The sequence below is a fragment of the Streptomyces sp. KM273126 genome (genome assembly GCF_004337435.2).
In the GTDB taxonomy this organism is placed as follows: domain Bacteria; phylum Actinomycetota; class Actinomycetes; order Streptomycetales; family Streptomycetaceae; genus Streptomyces; species Streptomyces acidicola.
This window is the reverse complement of sequence record NZ_SJXB02000001.1, coordinates 1,468,754-1,485,510: the sequence shown is the minus strand read 5'-3', so window position 1 is coordinate 1,485,510 and position 16,757 is coordinate 1,468,754. Positions and strand designations below refer to the sequence as shown.

General features: G+C 70.9%; 14 protein-coding genes and 2 pseudogenes. 6 read left to right on the top strand and 10 right to left on the bottom strand.

Translation table 11 applies throughout. The annotated features are described in order from the left end of the window. Window positions 1-420 precede the first annotated feature (420 nt). Window positions 421-1,287: an AraC family transcriptional regulator gene (locus E0500_RS06365; protein ID WP_131568746.1), complete on the top strand. Its 867-nt coding sequence runs from the start codon at window positions 421-423 to the stop codon at window positions 1,285-1,287. 107 nt (window positions 1,288-1,394) lie between these two features. Here E0500_RS06365 and serC read toward each other — a convergent pair whose 3' ends face one another. The 6 genes from serC to E0500_RS06335 form a co-directional block, all read right to left on the bottom strand. Then, window positions 1,395-2,513, bottom strand: coding sequence for a phosphoserine transaminase (gene serC / locus E0500_RS06360; RefSeq protein ID WP_131568748.1), 1,119 nt, complete (start codon window positions 2,511-2,513; stop codon window positions 1,395-1,397). A gap of 74 nt (window positions 2,514-2,587) precedes the next feature. Further along, window positions 2,588-3,892: a cytochrome P450 gene (locus tag E0500_RS06355; protein WP_131568750.1), complete on the bottom strand. Its 1,305-nt coding sequence runs from the start codon at window positions 3,890-3,892 to the stop codon at window positions 2,588-2,590. After that, entirely contained in the window at window positions 3,889-5,076 is a 1,188-nt protein-coding gene (locus E0500_RS06350) for a cytochrome P450 (protein ID WP_131568754.1), read from the bottom strand. Before E0500_RS06350 ends, E0500_RS06355 begins: the two co-directional genes overlap by 4 nt. 205 nt (window positions 5,077-5,281) lie before the next feature. After that, on the bottom strand, window positions 5,282-5,629 hold the full coding sequence (locus E0500_RS06345; RefSeq protein ID WP_131567615.1) for a DUF742 domain-containing protein: 348 nt from the start codon (window positions 5,627-5,629) through the stop codon (window positions 5,282-5,284). Next, entirely contained in the window at window positions 5,626-6,132 is a 507-nt protein-coding gene (locus E0500_RS06340; RefSeq protein WP_258572640.1) for a roadblock/LC7 domain-containing protein, read from the bottom strand. Before E0500_RS06340 ends, E0500_RS06345 begins: the two co-directional genes overlap by 4 nt. Then, window positions 6,129-8,039 carry a sensor histidine kinase gene (locus tag E0500_RS06335; protein WP_131567617.1) on the bottom strand — a complete coding sequence of 637 codons (1,911 nt, stop codon included), beginning with the start codon at window positions 8,037-8,039 and terminating at the stop codon, window positions 6,129-6,131. Before E0500_RS06335 ends, E0500_RS06340 begins: the two co-directional genes overlap by 4 nt. A 529-nt stretch (window positions 8,040-8,568) precedes the next feature. Here E0500_RS06335 and E0500_RS06330 point away from each other — a divergent pair. Beyond that, on the top strand, window positions 8,569-11,535 hold the full coding sequence (locus tag E0500_RS06330; protein ID WP_131567619.1) for an FAD-binding and (Fe-S)-binding domain-containing protein: 2,967 nt from the start codon (window positions 8,569-8,571) through the stop codon (window positions 11,533-11,535). Further along, window positions 11,532-11,747: pseudogene (locus tag E0500_RS45345) on the top strand (metallophosphoesterase family protein); the annotation flags it as partial. The gene E0500_RS06330 and the pseudogene E0500_RS45345, both read left to right, overlap by 4 nt. 133 nt (window positions 11,748-11,880) lie before the next feature. On the opposite strand, the pseudogene E0500_RS06325 reads toward E0500_RS45345, so the two are convergent. The 4 genes and pseudogenes from E0500_RS06325 to E0500_RS06310 form a co-directional block, all read right to left on the bottom strand. Next, a pseudogene (locus tag E0500_RS06325) lies at window positions 11,881-12,536 on the bottom strand (class I SAM-dependent DNA methyltransferase). An 82-nt stretch (window positions 12,537-12,618) separates the two neighbouring features. Next, window positions 12,619-13,119: a hypothetical protein gene (locus E0500_RS06320; protein ID WP_131567621.1), complete on the bottom strand. Its 501-nt coding sequence runs from the start codon at window positions 13,117-13,119 to the stop codon at window positions 12,619-12,621. A 38-nt stretch (window positions 13,120-13,157) separates the two neighbouring features. Beyond that, window positions 13,158-13,472 (bottom strand): hypothetical protein, encoded by a 315-nt coding sequence (locus E0500_RS06315; protein WP_131567623.1) that lies wholly within the window; start codon window positions 13,470-13,472, stop codon window positions 13,158-13,160. Next, window positions 13,472-13,780, bottom strand: a complete 309-nt coding sequence (locus E0500_RS06310; protein WP_131567626.1) for a hypothetical protein — start codon at window positions 13,778-13,780, stop codon at window positions 13,472-13,474. The genes E0500_RS06315 and E0500_RS06310 overlap by 1 nt, the downstream gene beginning before the upstream one ends. A 272-nt stretch (window positions 13,781-14,052) precedes the next feature. Between E0500_RS06310 and E0500_RS06305 the strand changes: the two genes are divergently transcribed. The 3 genes from E0500_RS06305 (at window position 14,053) to E0500_RS06295 (ending at window position 16,633) form a co-directional block, all read left to right on the top strand. Then, the gene (locus E0500_RS06305; RefSeq protein ID WP_131567628.1) at window positions 14,053-14,595 is read left to right on the top strand and encodes a GntR family transcriptional regulator; all 543 of its coding nucleotides are present in this window, start codon (window positions 14,053-14,055) and stop codon (window positions 14,593-14,595) included. Next, window positions 14,592-15,371, top strand: a complete 780-nt coding sequence (locus E0500_RS06300; RefSeq protein WP_131567630.1) for a GntR family transcriptional regulator — start codon at window positions 14,592-14,594, stop codon at window positions 15,369-15,371. Before E0500_RS06305 ends, E0500_RS06300 begins: the two co-directional genes overlap by 4 nt. A 137-nt stretch (window positions 15,372-15,508) precedes the next feature. Further along, entirely contained in the window at window positions 15,509-16,633 is a 1,125-nt protein-coding gene (locus E0500_RS06295) for a peptidoglycan bridge formation glycyltransferase FemA/FemB family protein (RefSeq protein ID WP_131567632.1), read from the top strand. Window positions 16,634-16,757 lie beyond the last annotated feature (124 nt).

Sequence of the window (16,757 nt, the reverse complement as noted above, 5' to 3'; positions counted from 1 at the left end):
CGACCGACATCGGCCGGAGCCCACGGCAGCCGCACCCGTACGTGTGGCCCCTACCCAGCCCTGAAAGGGCGCGTTGGTGCCGTTGGTGGAGGCGTTCGGAGCGCCTGCGAGCCGAGAGCGGGCAAGGATTGCCACTCCTTGCCTCCGAGCCGTGCTGGGAGCCTTTGGCCCTGCCCTCGTTCCACGCGAGAGCGGTAGCGCACGCCGGACATCTTGAGGATGCAGGCTCCATGGTGCGGGTGTACGTCACGGTGCACACGGCGCAGGAGGAGTGGCGAACGTGAGCTGCCCGGACCGAGTGCCGCTGGTCTCCGCCTGTTGGGCCGCCGCGCGTACCCGACTTGATCGGGCACAGGATGTCGGGTCCGGCAGGGTGCGTGCCGCCTAGCGTGGTGATCGCAAAGAGGAAGGAGACCTGGCGTGCTGGAGCGGCTCAACCAGGCCATGGAGCACATCGAGCGCCACCTCGACGAGGCCGTCGACGTGGCTGGGCTCGCCCGCATCGCGGCCACCTCGGAGTACCACCTCCGCCGGATGTTCTCCGCGCTCGCGGGCATGCCGCTGTCGGAGTACATCCGGCGCCGACGGCTCACCGTCGCGGGTGCCGAGGTGCTCGCCGGGCGTGAGTCACTGCTGAGCATTGCCGTGCGCTACGGCTATGGCTCGGGCGAGGCGTTCGCCCGGGCGTTCCGCGTCATGCACGGTGTCGGGCCGGGCGAGGCCCGGCGCACTGGCGCCGCGCTCGTCTCCCAGCCCCGGTTGACCTTCCGTCTCACCGTCGAAGGGAGCAGCAGTATGCGCTATCGCGTAGTGGACAAGCCGGCCTTCACCGTCGTCGGTTTCAAGGCCCGGGTGCCTCTGGTGCATGTGGGGCCGAACCAGGCGATCATCGACTTCGTCCGCGGGATCGAACCGCGGACCCTGGAGCGACTGGAGAAGCTGTCGGACCAGGAGCCGCAGGGCGTCGTCGCGGTCTGCGACGACCTGGACCCGAGCCGCGCCGAAGGCACGGAACTCGACTACTACCAGGGGGTCATCACGTCGGCGGCTCCCCCCGAGGGCACGACCGTCCTGCCTGTCCCGGCTGGCACCTGGGCGGTCTTCACCACCTCCGGGCCGGCGCCGGATGCCATCCAGTACCTGTGGCGGGACGTGTTCACGGAGTGGTTCCCGTCCAACCCGTACCGGAGTCGGCCGGGCCCTGAAATCCTGCGTACCCGCCTGTCGCCGGACAGGACCGAGGCCGAGGCCGAGCTGTGGCTTCCGGTGGAGCGGGAACAGGGCTGAACAAGGCTGAACAAGGCACCAGTGACCGTGTGAGACGCGACAAGGGCGCCCGGTGGTGGTCACCGGGCGCCCTTCAGTGTCGTACGTCAGTGGTCAGAGCTGCTTGATCAGAGTTTCTCGATCACGTAGTCGACGCACTTGGTGAGCGCCTCGACGTCCGCCGGGTCGACCGCCGGGAACATGGCGACGCGGAGCTGGTTGCGGCCGAGCTTGCGGTAGGGCTCGGTGTCGACGATGCCGTTGGCGCGCAGCACCTTGGCGACGGCGGCCGCGTCGACCTCGTCGGTGAAGTCGATCGTGCCGATGACCTGGGAGCGCTTGGCCGGGTCGGTGACGAACGGGTTCGCGTACTTGCTGTCGTCGGCCCAACCGTAGAGCGTCCGGGCGGAGGTGGCCGTACGGCGCACCGACCAGTCCAGCCCGCCCTCGCCGTTCAGCCACTCCAACTGCTGGTTGAGCAGGAAGAGCGTGGCGAGTGCCGGGGTGTTGTACGTCTGGTTCTTGCGCGAGTTGTCGATCGCCGTCGGCAGCGAGAAGAACTCGGGCACGTGGCGGCCGCTCGCGTGGACGCGCTCGGCGCGCTCGATGGCGGCCGGGGAGAACACACCGATCCAGAGACCGCCGTCCGAGGCGAACGACTTCTGCGGGGCGAAGTAGTAGACGTCCGTCTCGCTGATGTCGACAGGGAGGCCGCCGGCGCCCGAGGTGGCGTCCACCAGAACGAGGGAACCCTCGTCGGCACCGCTGACGCGCTTGAGGGGCATGGCCACGCCGGTGGAGGTCTCGTTGTGGGTGAACGCGTACACGTCCACGCCGGCCTCGGCGGCGGGCTCCGGGTGCGTGCCGGGGTCGCTGGAGATGACGGTCGGCTCGGCCAGCCAGGGGGCGAGCTTCGCGGCCTTGGCGAACTTGGAGGAGAACTCGCCGAACGAGAGGTGCTGCGACTTGTTCTCGATGAGTCCGTGGGTCGCGATGTCCCAGAACGCGGTGGAGCCGCCGTTGCCGAGGACGACCTCGTAGCCGTCGGGGACCTGGAACAGCTCGCTGATGCCCTCACGCACCTTGCCGACCAGGTTCTTCACCGGGGCCTGGCGGTGGGAGGTGCCCATCAGGGAGGTACCGGAGGCGGCGAGGGCGTCCAGCGCCTCCGTGCGCACCTTGGAGGGGCCGGCGCCGAACCGTCCGTCGGCGGGCTTGATGTCAGCGGGAATCTGGATATCAGCCACGGGGGGAGCGTAGCCCTTTCTGGAAACCCGGGCGCAACCTCGTCCGTCGGGTGAGACGGCTTCTCGCCACCGGGTCAGCCGCCGAGGCGGACCGGCAGCTCGAACAGGTCGTTCTGCGTGACCACCGGCTTGTTGCGGAGCTCGTCCGCCGGGACGGCCAGGTCGAGGGACGGGAAGCGGGCGTACAGGGCCGGGAGAGCCACTCCCGCCTCCAGGCGGGACAACGCGGCTCCGGGGCACACATGCGGCCCGTGTCCGAAGGCGATGTGCCGGTTCGCGGTCGGGCGCGTGATGTCGAAGACGCCGGCCGACGGCCCGTGGGCCGCCTCGTCCCGGCCGAGGGCGGCGTACGAGACGATCAACGCGTCCCCCGCCGGAAGGACCTTGTCCCCGACGGGCACGTCCTCCGTCGCGAAGCGGATCAGTACGTGCGAGGTCGGCGTCGAGTAGCGCAGCGTCTCCTCGATCACCGAGGACCAGTCGGCCTCCCCCGAGAGGACCAGCGCGCGCTGTTCCGGATGGGTGGACAGGTTCACCACCGCGTTGACGATGAGCGAGATCGTCGTCTCGTGGCCCGCCGCCACCATCAGCTGCAGCGTGGAGACGATCTCCTGGTCGGTGAGGCGGTCACCGCCCTCGGCGGCCTGGATCAGCGCGGACGTGAGGTCGTCGCCGGGCTCCGCCCGCTTCGCCGACACCGTCTCCGCCATGATCTGCGCCAGCTCGGTGAGCGTCGCGACGACCTCCTCCGGCGGCGTCTGCGTCGAGAAGAACTTCTCGAAGAGCACCTTCACACGGGGCAGCCGGGCCTGGTCGAGGCCCATGAGGTCCGCGATGACGTACATCGGGAGCGGGTACGCGAACTCCGCCTTCAGGTCGACCACCGCCCCGTCCCTGTCCCCGTCCGCGTCCCCGTCCGCGTTCTCGTCCCAGTCCGTGGGCAGCCGGTCGAGGAGGTCCTCCGTCAGTTTCGTGATCTTGTCGCGCATCCGTTCCACCCGCCGCGGCGTCAGCGCCTGCGCCACCAGCGCCCGGAGACGACGGTGATCCGCTCCGTCCACCGTCAGCATGGAACGGCCCGGATTGGCGAGCCCGATCAGCGGCCAGTCGGGCGCGATCTCGCCGCGCTGCCAGGCACCCCAGACGTTGATGTCCTTCACCAGCCGGGGATCCGTGAGCAGTTGCCGTGCCTCGGCATGGTGGGTGACCGCCCACACGGGCACCCCACCCGGAAGTTCCACGGCTGCCAGCGGTCCGGCCGCGAGAAGCGCGGCGCTCTCCCCGTCCAGATCGGAGACGAGGGGGTCGAGCACGATACGGGTCGTTTCGACGCCAGAGGTTTGTCCGATGCCAGGGGTTTGTCCGATGCCAGTTGTCATGCGCGCATGCCTCCAACGGCGGGAGTGGGCGTGAACGTCACCGGCAGTTCCGTCAGCCCGCGCAGCCATGGTGACGGCCTGCGGGTCAGGGACCCGGCCGGTACCGCCAGATCGATGTCCGGCAGCCGGTCCAGTACGACCTCGATGCCCGTCCGCGCGATGACCTCCGCCACCTCCTGCGCCGGGAACGGGCACCGGTGCTCCCCGTGCCCGAAGGAGAAGTGCGCGTTGTTGCCACCGGTCAGGGCGGAGCCGTGGGTACGGACCCGGGGGTCGGAGTTGGCTCCCTGCAGGCCGAGCAGCAGCAGGTCGCCCGCGCGGACGTGGCGGTCGCCGAGCCGGGTGTCGCGGGACGCCCAGCGGCCGGCCACGTTCTGGGTGGGGGCGTCCTCCCAGAGGACCTCGTTCATGGCCTCGGCCACGCTGTTGCGGCCGCCGAAGAGGGAGGCCGCGAAACGGTCGTCCGTCAGCATCAGATGCAGCGAGTTGCCGATCCAGTCGGCGGTCGGCTGGTGCCCGGCCGCCGTCATGACCATGAGGTCCTGGACGATCTCGTCGTCCGTGAACTCGTCGAACTCGTCTCCGAGGCCTGCGGAGTGCGCGAGCATCCGCGACACCACGTCGTCCGCCGGGGCCGCTCTCCGGTCGGCCACCAGCCGGGCCATGGACGAGGCCAGATGAGCCTGGCCCGCGAGGGCGCGCTCCCGGCCGTCGATCATGTCGTTCAGCGCGCCGACCAGCCCCGGCCCCTGCTCCTCCGCGAACCCGAAGAGCGCTGCCAGCACCCGTACCGGCAGCAGCATCGCGTAGCCCGCGACGAGGTCCGCCTCGCCCTTTTGGCACACCGTGTCGATCAGTTCGTCGGCCAGCCGTTCGGCGAGGGCACGCAGTTGGAAGGAGTCGGCGGCTTCGAGGGCGTTGCTGATCATCGCGGCGCGCTCACGGTGGCGTTCGCCGACCGTGTAGAGGATCGAGGGCTGCTTGTGGCCGATCATCGGCAGCAGCGGCCAGTCGTCGGGGATGTTCGGCCACTGGTTCCACAGCTCGGAGTCGCGGCTGAACAGCACCGGATCGCCGGTCACCTGATGCAGCTCGCGGTACCCGAGCACCAGCCACGCCGGCACCCCGCCGTCGAGCACGACGGGCGCCACTGCCCCGTACTCCTGTCGCAACTCCCGGTACAGGGCGTCCGGTTCGCTCTGGAAGCGGGGTCCGCCGAGCGGGACGCGTGCGGGGGCGGGGGCAGCGGCGGGGGCGGGGGCCGGGTTCGTTCGGTTTTCGGGGCCCGTACGTTCTTTGGGGGCTGTTAGTTCTTCGGGGCTCGTACGTTCTTCGGGGCTCGTAAAGCCCTCGGTCCTCGTACCGTCTTGAGCGGTTCTCGTACCGTCTTCAGAGGCTGCGGAGTCCAACGAGCACCTGTTCCAGAATGTCGGGGTCGATGACCGCGGCCATGTGCGGGTGGCGGGCGCTGACGCGGCCGGCGGCGAGGAGGTCGGAGAGCAGGACCTTGGTGATGCTCACGGGCAGCCGCAGCTCGGCGGCGATTTCCACGATGGCCGCCGGCTTCCGGGTCAGCCGCAGGATCGCCGTGTGCTCCGACTGCATGCCGGGCGCCGGATCGCACTCGGCGACCACGAGCGTCACCAGGTCGAACGGGTTGTCGGGCGCGGACCGGCTGCGCCCGCCCGTGAGGGTGTAGAGCCGGTCGGGCGCGTCGTCCCTGCCGGGCCGGGTCATGAGGTGCCGGGGGCCGTACCGGGTGCCGGACCGCGAACCGCGCGCGGCTGTGCGCTCAGGTGCTCGCCGAGCTGCTCCACCAGCTCGCTCATGTTGTGCCCGACGAGGCCGGCGTCCGCGTCCTCGTCGGTGACGACGGCCAGGTGTGCGCCCCGGCCGGCCTCCACGATGAACAGGACCCCGCCGTAGAACTCGGCCATCGCCGACCGTACGCCACCGCTGCCGTCGCCGAACTCGACCGACGCCCCGTGGGACAGCGACTGGATGCCGGCGGCGATCGCGGCGAGCTGGTCGGCCTGGTCGTCGGAGAGCTCGGGCGTGCGGCACAGCTTCAGGCCGTCCCGGGAGAGCACGAGTGCGTGCCGCGCGCCCGGCGTGCGCTCCAACAGGCCCTGGATGAGCCAGACGAGCTTCTCGTCGGCGGTGCTGGTGCCGGTGGAGCCCTGGGTGCCGGTGGACCCCTGGGTGCCAGTGGTGCCGATGGGGCCGATGGGGCCGGTCATGGGGTGGGGTCACCTTCCGGATGCGGATGCGGGTGCGGGTGGGGCGCCGTTGGCGCGTCTGATGTGTCTGGTGATGTGTCTGGTGCTTCTGGCACGTCGTCTTGTGGGGCGGCCTTCGGGGCGCGTACGAGCTCGGCGCTGATCGCTGCGTGGCGTACGGCGCCGGCGTCCTCCACCGGTTCCCGGACGACCGGCTCCTGAACGACCGGTTCCCGTGCGACGGGCTCCTGTACGACCGGCTCCCGTACGACCGGCGCCTCCGTCGTCGTGCCCTGGACCAGCGCCTGGTCCGGCGCCGTGCCGCGGACGGCACTGCGGAAGCTGCTGAAGCGGGCGGCCCTGGTCTGTGGATCGGAGGCGGGTCGGGCCTCGGGCGCGGGCCGGGGCGGGATGCGGTCGCGGGTGCGGGCCTGGGCGGCGTTGAGGCTCTGACCGCGACGGCGTCTGGGCAGGCCGCTGGGCAGATCAAAGGGCCGGTCAACGGGCAGATCGCCGGATGGACCGCTGGATGAATCGCTGGACGGATTGCTCGACGGCGGTCTGTCCGGAGAGAGGCCGATCGCGGGAGTGCCCTTCGCGGGCAAGCCGTTCTGGCTCGCCGCGGACTCGTGCGTCGGTACGGGCTCGGGGTCCAGGTCCTGGGGCGCGCGGGCGGTGGCGTACGACGACGGCCTGAGGGTTCGCGGCGCGGGCGTCGGCCGCGAGGCCGGTGCCGGTGCTGGTGTGGGTGCTGGTGTCGGCGCCGAGGCGGGCGCGCCGACCAGCAGGTCCTGCGGGATGAGCATCAGCACGCCGGTGCCACCGCGTGCGGACGGGCGGAAGGACACCTTCAGACCGTGCTTGCGGGAGAGGCGGCCGACGACGGCGAGGCCGAGCCGGGTGCCGGAGAGCCCGCCGAGGTCGGCGCCCTCGCCGGAGACGGCGCGTTCGGCGCGGCGCAACTGGATGTCGCTCATGACGAGGCCCGCGTCCTCGACGGAGACGACGACTCCGGCGGGCACCTCCTCGACGTACACGTGCACTTCGGCCGTGGGCGGGGAGAAGGTCGCGGCGTTGTCGAGGAGTTCGGCGAGCGCGTGCATGACAGCCTCGGCGGCGTGTCCGGCGACGGCGGCCTCGCTGGAGGAGTGCAGGCGCACACGCTGGTAGCCGCCGATGCGGCCCATCGCGCCGCGCAGGATGGACTCCATGGGGATCGGCCGCGCCCAGCGGCGGCCCGAACGCGCGCCCGCGAGCACGGCGACGGAGTCGGCGAGACGGCTCGCCTGGGCGGTGCGGTGGTCGAGATGCAGGAGGTCGGCGAGGACGTCCTCGTCGGAGTGGCGCTCCTCCATCTCGCGCAGGTCGGCGAGGGTGCCGGTGGCGAGCGCCTGCATACGGCCGGCCGCGTTGGCGGTGGCGGCGACGGCGGCGGCGCGTTCGCTCTCGGCCTTGCGGGCCCGGTCGGCGAGTTCGGCCTTCTCCTCGGCGAGGCGGGCGCGGTCGTCGGTGAGCCGGCGCCGTTCCCGTTCGGACTCCTCGGCGAGCCGGGTCCGTTCGCGCTCGAAGTCCTCCGCGAGGCGCGCCCGCTCGCGCGCGTAGTCGTCGCTCAGCCGCGCCCGCTCCTGGCGCAACTCCTCGGCCAGCCGGGCCCGTTCCTGCAGCAGCCGACCCGCGTCCTGGGAAACGGCGTCGAGACGGCGGCGGACGAGCTTGGCGGTCTGCGCGGCGTGTGTGGCCGTCGCGACGGCGGTGGTGAGCAGGAGGGCGGCGGCGCCCGCGCCCCAGGCGAGCGCTGGTCGCACCGACTCGGGCGCCACCGCGACCGACCCGCCGACGGCGAGCGCGGCAAGCACGGCGGTGAGCAGGGGAGCGGGCACCAGGGTGCGGAGGGCGGGCCGTTCGCCTCGGGGGATGGGCGGCGTCATGAGTTGATCCTCGGTCCTGGCCTCGGCTGTGGCTCTGGTCGCGCCTCGGCTGTGGCGTTGGTCGTGGCCTCGGGTGCGTGCCTGGTGCGTGTGTGCCCTGCGTGGCTGCGTGTTACGCATGCGGGCGTGCTGTGCGTGTTGTGCGTGCTCTATGTGTCTGTCGTGCGTGCTGTACGGGCGTGCTGTGCGGGCCTGCCGTACGCGCTGGGTGCGGTGTACGTGTTGTGAACGTGCTGTGCCTGGTGTGCGCCCTCGGTGCCCTCCGCCGGAGCGTCGATCCTGGTCGACGCATCCTTGAACCTTCCTCCGCGCCTCCGCGACCTCCGGTTTTTGATCATGTTCTGACGGTGAAGTGACACTTGGTGCCCAACTGGCCGTCACTATATGGGAGTTCGTGATCGGGTTGGGCGGGTTCCGGAGGCGTTCTCGGAATCCGACCGGACTTCTCACTTCGTGACACGCGATGACGGCGAGTGGGGCGATGGGTGAGCGGGAGGTCACTGTCAGTGCTGGGGGGCATCCTGGTGACATGACGGATCTCGGGGAAGTGAGGGCCGGGCTGGAGGCCGGGCTGCGGGCGGCCGTGCGCGGCGAGGTCGCCTTCGACGCGACCGCGCGGGCGCTGACGACCATGGACGCCTCCAACTACCGCCGGGTGCCGCTGGGCGTGGTGGCGCCCCGGGACGCGGACGACGTGGCCGCGGCGCTGTCCGTGTGCCGGGAGCACGGGGTGCCGGTCGTGGCGCGCGGTGGAGGGACATCGATCGCGGGCCAGGCGACGGGCACGGGCGTGGTGCTGGACTTCACCCGCCACATGAACCGGCTGGTGTCCCTCGACCCCGAGGCGCGGCAGGCCGTCGTCCAGCCGGGCCTGGTCCTGGACCGCCTCCAGGAAGCCGCCGCCCCGCACGGCCTCCGCTTCGGCCCCGACCCGTCCACCCACAGCCGCTGCACGCTCGGCGGAATGATCGGGAACAACTCGTGCGGGTCCCACTCCGTGGCCTGGGGCACGACGGCGGACAGCGTCCAGGAGCTGTCGGTGATCAGCGGCAGGGGTGACCTTCTGCGGCCGGGCCGTGACTGGGCCGGCGCCCCCGACGGCCTACGGGCGCTGGTGGACGGGGAACTGGCGCGCCTGCGTACGGACTTCCCCTCCCTCTCCCGCCTCCCGCGCCGTATCTCGGGCTACGCCCTGGACGCCCTGCTGCCGGAGAACGGCGCGGACGTGGCCCGCTCCTTCTGCGGCTCCGAGGGCACGCTCGGGGTGCTGACGGAGGCGGTCGTACGGCTCGTCCAGGCGCCCCGCGCGCGTGCGCTGGCCGTGCTGGCGTACACCGACGAGAGCGCGGCGGCGGAGGCTGCCCCCGGACTGCTGCCGTACCGTCCGCTGACGGTGGAGGGCATGGCGGCGGACCTGGTCCGCGAGGGCGCGGTGCTGCCGAGGGGCGGGGCCTGGCTGTTCGTGGAGACGGGCGGCGACTCGTCGGCCGAGGCGCGGGCGCGCGCGGAGACCGTCGTCCGGGCGGCCGACGTCGTGGACGCGCTCGTGGTCGCCGACCCGGCTGCCCAGCGCACCCTGTGGCGCATCCGCGAGGACGCGAGCGGCACGGCGACCCGTATGCCGGACGGCGCCGAGGCCTGGCCCGGCTGGGAGGACTGCGCGGTGCCGCCGCCGCGACTGGGCGCGTACCTGCGGGACTTCCGGGCGCTGTTGTCGGCCCACGGCCTGCGCGGCACGCCGTACGGGCACTTCGGGGACGGCTGCATCCACGTCCGCATCGACTTCGACCTGATGTCGGATGCCGGGGTGGCCCGTTTCCGCCGTTTCTCGGAGGAGCTGGCGGATCTGGTGGTCTCCCACGGCGGTTCGCTGTCGGGCGAGCACGGGGACGGCCAGGCACGGGCCGAGCTGCTGCCGAGGATGTACGGGCGGGAGGCGGTCCGGCTCTTCGAGCGGGCGAAGGGCGTGTGGGACCCGGACGACCTGCTCAACCCGGGGATGCTGGTGCGCCCCGCCCCCCTCGACTCGAACCTGAGGTTCGCGGTCCTGCCCCGGAAGCCGGTGGACGTGGCCTTCGGGTACCCGGAGGACGGCGGCGACTTCTCGGCGGCGGTACGCCGCTGCGTGGGCGTGGCGAAGTGCCGTACCACGACCGCCGGTTCGGGCCCCGTACCCGGGTCCGTCGCCAGCCCTGTCGCTGCCCCCGTCTCAGGGGTCATGTGCCCGTCCTACCGCGCGACCGGGGAGGAGGAGCACTCCACGCGGGGCCGGGCGCGGCTGCTGCACGAGATGCTGGCGGGTGAGGTGGTCACGGACGGCTGGCGCTCGACGGAGGTCCGGGACGCCCTCGACCTGTGCCTGTCCTGCAAGGGCTGCCGTTCGGACTGCCCGGTCGGGGTGGACATGGCCACGTACAAGGCGGAGTTCCTGCACCACCACTACGCGGGTCGCCGGCGCCCGGCGGCGCACTACACGATGGGATGGCTCCCGGTGTGGCTGCGGACGGCCGCCCGGCTGAGAGCGGCACGGCTGCTGAACTCCCTGGCCGCGGTGGGACCACTGGCACGGCTGGCCAAGCGGCTCGGCGGGATCGCGGTCGAGCGGGAGATCCCCCGGCTGGCGCGGGAGCCGTTCAGCCGCTGGGCGCGCAGGCGGGTGCCCGACGGGGCCGGTGCCGGGCCGGTGGTGATCCTCTGGCCGGACACCTTCACGGAGTACCTGTCGCCGTCTGTGGGACGCGCGGCCGTACGGGTACTGGAGGAGGCGGGCCTGACCGTGGCCCTGCCCCCGACGGCCCACTGGGCGCGGGCGCCGATAGGGGACGGAAGATCGCGAACACTTCGGGGCGCGATGGGCCAGCTCGGCCTTCTCACCCGCCGGAACCGCGTCTGCTGCGGCCTGACGTACATCTCGACGGGCCAACTGGACCGCGCCCGCACGGTACTGCGCCGCACGCTCGACCTCATGGAACCGGTCCTGGACTCCGGCGCCCCGATCGTCGTCCTGGAACCCAGCTGCGCGGCGACACTCCGCACCGACGTACCGGAACTGCTGCACGACGACCCGAGAGCCGCTCAACTGGCCGCACATGTAAGGACCTTCGCCGAGACGCTGGCACAACAGGCCCCGCACTGGACCCCTCCCGTGCTGAACCGCCCGGCCGCGGGCCAGACCCACTGCCACCAGCACGCGGTCCTCGGCGACACGGCGGAACGCCGCCTGCGCGAGGCGGCGGGCCTGACCGGCGAGCTGAGCGGCGGCTGCTGCGGCCTCGCGGGCAACTTCGGCTTCGAACAAGGCCACTACGACGTGTCGAAGGCCTGCGCGGAGGAGCAACTCCTGCCGTCGGTACGCGCGGCGACGGAGGACGCGGTGATCCTGGCGGACGGCTTCTCCTGCCGCACCCAACTGGAACAGCTGGCGGGACGGAAGGGCAGGCACTTGGCGGAGGTGCTGGCGGGGGCGCTGGAGCGGAACGAGGGGGCGGGCCAGTGACTGTGCCACTCCGCGTTGCAGTCCTCTCCGGCATCCACGGGGCGCTCCCCGCCCTGGAAGCGGTAGTGGCCGAACCGGACGTCCGGGCGGCCGACCGCATCGTGCTCACCGGTGACATCACGGCAGGCCCGCAGCCGACGGGAGGTCCTCGACCTGCTCTCGACCCTCGGCGACCGCGTGGTGTGGTGAGCGGCAACGCGGACCGGGACGTCCCGCTCGCACCGGCGGTACTCCATGTGACCCGCCTCGCTCGATGCGGTGCGCGCCGCGACCCGGTCCGTGATGCTGATCAGATGGGTTTGCGCCTTGCGCGCCGGTTGTGAAACGGGTGAAACCGGGGGCGGTTCAGGCCGTTGTGGCGCGGACGATCAGTGTGCCGATGTGACCAGACATCGGTGCTTCAAGCACCCGCGCCGTTGCCACGGCGAACCCGGCGCGGGTCAGGAGCCGCTCCCACACAGCGGGTCGGTAGCTGTACCGGTAGGTGAACAGCGCCTTGCCCGCAAAGCCTCCTTTGTACATGCCCTGCGGTCCGTACGCCCCGGGGATCGCTGGAGGCTGTGAGAAGACGAAGACGCCACCAGGGTTCAGCCGCTGCCGTACAAGTGGGAATAGACGGCCGGGGTCGGCGAACCACGCCGCGCCGAAGACCGAGTAGACGGCGTCGTACGTGTCCTCGCACTTCATCAGGTACTCCAGGACTTCGGCGCACCGGAACACCGCCCCGGTGTCCGCCCATTTTCGGTCGTCTTCTTGACCATGACTGGTGAGAGGTCGACGCCGCACGCCCGGATGCGGCGTCGCGCGAGATAGGCGAGAGCTCGGCCGGTGCCGCATCCGATCTCCAGCACTGAGTCAGGGCTGCCGAGCAACTCGGGGCCTGGGCCGTGGTCGGCGTACTGGGTCCATCGGAACACCGGCTCGGCGATCTCCCGGAAGGCGGATTCGGCGTAGGTGTTCCAGAGTTCGGTCTCCGCGGCGATGTCGTGTTCGGCGGGCAAGACGACTCCTCCTGGAGTGCAAGTACATGGCAGCGCCGCTGCCCCGCGCGGAAGCGGGGCAGCGGCCGGCCCGGGGATGGGCTCAGTGGCTGTCAGGGACCTTGTTGTCGCACGGCGAGCAGTCGGTCCCGTCGATCGCCCACAGTTCCTCGTCGACAGCGAACCCGATCGACTTCAGGAAGTCCGCCGTGCGCAGGCACAAGCCGTCGCGGCGCCGCTCGACGAACGGGGCATGGTGCTTGTAGCGGCCCTCGTTATAGACGTCGCAGATGGCCCACCAGACCGGGGTGTCGAGGATGAGCTGGTGGACGCCGATGTCGACGAGCTTGCCCACCCCAAGATGCACCTCGGGGTGCTCGATGCACCCGACGGTGTACATGACGGCGTTGCCAAGGATGCGCTCGGCCATGTCCCGGACCATGGTGTGGTCGCGCAGCAACAGCGCGATCTCGCGATCCCACAAGGTCATGCCGCCGTCCAGGACGTTGATGGTCAGGTGTTTGACGTGCGGCTCGACGGAGTTGAGGAGCTCCCTCGGATCCCGTGTGCGGGTGCTCACCGGGTGGTCAACAGTGACGGTCATGGCTGTCCCTTCTCCCGCTCAGGTGCAGGCTGTCGTGTTCAGTTCGGTTGCTTCAACCGCCGGCCTCGGCTCTCGGCCACGCGCAGTGCATCGCCGAGAGCCTCGGTCAAACGCTCTGCGAGGAACCGGAGTTCGCCTCGCGGGGTGTCCGGGAGCATGTCGCGGGCGTGCGCGAGGAGTTCCGTTCCCATGCCGAGTTGGATGTTCTCCGTGGTGTCGGCCAGTCGAGTCACGGGACCGCCTTGGTCGTCGCTGATCACGTAGCACGGCTTGCCGTGGGTACCGGACCAGGGCAACAGGCGTGCCTCATACGACGGTTCCGGACCCTCGGCTTCGGTGCCCGTCGCCCCCATCAGGCGATCTCCACTCCGTGGATCCAGTACGGCCCGGGCGTGTCCATCCCCAGGGCGGCCATGGCTGCCTCACGGCGTCGCTGTCGCTGCTCGTGGGCGGTCAGGTACGGGCGTACGGCCGCGGTGGCGGTGCCATCGAGTGGAGTGTCCAGGCCGTACGGGCTGCGGTGGGTGGGGAGTGAGGTGTCCGGCGCTGGGGGTGGAGTCATGAGTGCGGAGTGCGGGCGGAAGGCGGGACCGCAGGGTTTGCCGCGTGGCTTGATCAGGGGCCCGATCCAGGCGACAAGGCTGCGGATAAGGTCATTCATGTCATCAGCTCCGCTCAGGGTCGGCTGGTGGCCGTGCCCCCGGACGGCTTGCTCCCGTCGCGGGGGTTCCAGATTTCTCGTACGACTTCGCCTGGGCGCCGTGAGGAGTGTCCGGTGCCGGATCATCGTCGAACCTGCCGTCTCGATGCCTCAGGCGACTCCGAGAAGAGTACTGCTATTCGCGAATAGCGGCAAGGTGAAGCGTGTGCGCAAGTCGCTTACCGTGTAAAGCAGCAAGGTCCGCAGACACGCCAGTCGTACGGGAGGATGTCGTGAACGCGAGCAGATGGGTCAGTACATCGATGCCGTATCTGACACCGCGCGACAAGGGGCAGGGAGATGCCTGGGGTGCTGACGCGGCGGCGCGTGGCCGGCGGGGCACGCAGCGGATCGTGCACGCCGGAGAGGTGCCCGCACCTGCCGAGGTGGCGCGGCTGTTCGGGCTTCCGGAGGGAGAACCGGTCGTCGTGCGTCGTCGCGTGATCCTCCTGGACGATCAGCCGACCGAACTGACCGACAGCTACTACCCGGCGGGCATCGCCCGAGGTACTCCGCTCGCCGGAACGGCCAAGATCCCCGGCGGTGCGGTCACACTGCTCGCCGAACTGGGGCATGTCGGTGCGGTCGCCCGTGAGGATGTGGCAGCCGGAATGCCGGACGAGGAGGAGCGAGCAGTTCTGCACACCGCACCTGACGAGCCGGTCCTGCGGCTGACCAGGCTCACCCTGGACCGCGACGACCGGCCGATCCAGGTCGACCGCATGGTGATGCCCGCCCTGCGGCAGCAACTGCGATACGAGATCAGGATCGGATGACCGTGCCCAAGGCCGAACCGGAAGCCACCGACCGCCGTTCCTTGCACGAGCGGATCGCGGCCGACCTGCGCGACGACATCATGAGCGGAGAACTGCCGCCGGGAGCCAAGGTGCCCTCCACCGTGCAACTGAAGGCCCGCTTCGACGCCTCGAATGCCACGGTGCAGAAGGCCCTGCAACTCCTGAAGGACGAACGCCTGGTGGTCGGGCGAGCCGGAGCCGCGGTCACCGTACGCGAGCATCGCCAGCGCACCGTGCGTCCCGCAGCCTTCATGGCACCGGCCGGGTCCGGGGAGCCCTACCCCTGGCTCACCGAGGCCGCAAAACACGGCACCAGCGCCCGCAGCACAATCCTCGACGTCGTGGAGAGCCGTCCACCCGCGGACGTGCGCACAGCCCTCGGCCTCCCGGCTGACCGTCTGGCCCTGCTCCGTAGCCAGATCCTCATGATCGACGACGAGCCGGCCGAACTCGTCAGCTGCTACTACCCGTTGGACATAGCACGGGGTACGGCCATGATGGACCGCCGCAGGATCAAGGGCGGAACCCCCGCCCTCCTCGCACAGCTGGGCTACCCGCCCCGGCTGAGTGTGGACCGAGTCTCTGCCCGGATCCCCACCCAGGACCAGTACCAGGCATTGAACCTTCCCAGCAGCCTGCCGGTGCTCCGCACTCTGCGCGTCGTCTACAGCGACCAGGAACGCCCTGTCGAAGCCACCGTGATGGTGAAGGCCGGCCATCTCTACGAGCTTCAGTATGAGTTCACGCCCGAGTAGGTCACCGCGGTCGGTCGACTAGACAGACACACCGCTGGACGTAAGCATGGGCGGTCGCCCGCGCGGCAACCGGCGATCCGCAGGGTGGCGTGCCTACGCTGGCGAACCCGACCGTACGGAGCCCACAGGGAGCCCGCATGCCGCTCCGCCTCCAGGCCATCACCCGGGACGAGCACCTGGCGTTCGTGAAGTCCCTGTCCTCGGCCAGCCACATGCAGGTGCCGTCGTGGGGCGATGTGAAGCCGGACTGGCGGGCGGAGAGCCTGGGGTGGTTCGAGGGGGACGGCCGGCTGGTGGGGGTGGGCCTGGTGCTGATGCGCCCCTTGCCGAAGCTGAGGCGCCACCTCGCGTATCTGCCCGAGGGCCCCGTCATCGACTGGTACGCGCCCGACCTCGCGGAGCGCTGGCTGGAGCCGATGCTGGCGTATCTGAAATCGCGCGGGGCGTTCTCCGTGAAGATGGGCCCGCCAGTGGTCGTACGGCGCTGGAGTGCGGACGCGGTCAAGTCGGCGATCGCGGACCCGGCGGCCCGGCGGCTGCACGGGACGCGGGCCACGGAGCACGATGAACGCGCCGCGGCGGTGGCCGACGAACTCCGCCGGACGGGCTGGCACCAGCCGGACCCGGGCGGCGAGGACGGCTTCGCGGCGGGCCAGCCGCGGTACGTCTTCCAGGTCCCGTTCGCCGGCCGGACACTGGAGGACATCCGCTCCTGCCTCAACCAGCAGTGGCGCCGCAACATCAAGAAGGCCGACAAGGCGGGGGTGAAGGTGGTCCAGGGCGGCTACGACGACCTGCCCGCCTTCCACGAGCTGTACGTCGAGACCGCGGGGCGCGACCGCTTCGTCCCGCGCCCCCTCGCGTACTTCCAGCGCATGTGGACGGCGCTCACGGCCGAGGACCCCGACCGCATGCGCCTGTACCTGGCCCACCACGAGGGCGAGGTCCTCGCGGCGGCCACGATGCTGACGGTCGGCGAGCACGTCTGGTACTCGTACGGCGCCTCGACGAGCCGCAAGCGCGAGGTCCAGCCCAGCAACGCCATCCAGTGGCGCATGATGACCGACGCCCACGAGCTCGGCGCCTCCGTCTACGACCTGCGCGGCATCACCGACACCCTGGACGACTCCAGTCACTTCCTCGGCCTCCTCCGCTTCAAGGTGGGCACGGGCGGAGAGGCGGTGGAGTACCTCGGCGAGTGGGACTTCCCGCTCAACCGGCTGCTGCACAAGGCGCTGGCCCTGTACATGTCGCGCCGCTGAGACCGCTCGACCTTCGCGGGTTTCGTAGGTCATCAGGCGGTGTTGGCGCTGGCTGTGGCCCAGGTGTGCTGGACGGCGCGGATTTCATCGGGGGTGGGCTGAGCCGGGTCGGTGGGCGAGAACC

Coding starts and splice junctions, on each gene's coding strand:
- E0500_RS06355 (WP_131568750.1), bottom strand. CDS start 3,892: ATGACAACTGGCATCGGACAAACCCCTGGCATCGGACAAACCTCTGGC.
- E0500_RS06345 (WP_131567615.1), bottom strand. CDS start 5,629: ATGACCCGGCCCGGCAGGGACGACGCGCCCGACCGGCTCTACACCCTC.
- E0500_RS06340 (WP_258572640.1), bottom strand. CDS start 6,132: ATGACCGGCCCCATCGGCCCCATCGGCACCACTGGCACCCAGGGGTCC.
- E0500_RS06335 (WP_131567617.1), bottom strand. CDS start 8,039: ATGACGCCGCCCATCCCCCGAGGCGAACGGCCCGCCCTCCGCACCCTG.
- E0500_RS06330 (WP_131567619.1), top strand. CDS start 8,569: ATGACGGATCTCGGGGAAGTGAGGGCCGGGCTGGAGGCCGGGCTGCGG.
- E0500_RS06320 (WP_131567621.1), bottom strand. CDS start 13,119: ATGACCGTCACTGTTGACCACCCGGTGAGCACCCGCACACGGGATCCG.
- E0500_RS06315 (WP_131567623.1), bottom strand. CDS start 13,472: ATGGGGGCGACGGGCACCGAAGCCGAGGGTCCGGAACCGTCGTATGAG.
- E0500_RS06310 (WP_131567626.1), bottom strand. CDS start 13,780: ATGAATGACCTTATCCGCAGCCTTGTCGCCTGGATCGGGCCCCTGATC.
- E0500_RS06300 (WP_131567630.1), top strand. CDS start 14,592: ATGACCGTGCCCAAGGCCGAACCGGAAGCCACCGACCGCCGTTCCTTG.
- E0500_RS06295 (WP_131567632.1), top strand. CDS start 15,509: ATGCCGCTCCGCCTCCAGGCCATCACCCGGGACGAGCACCTGGCGTTC.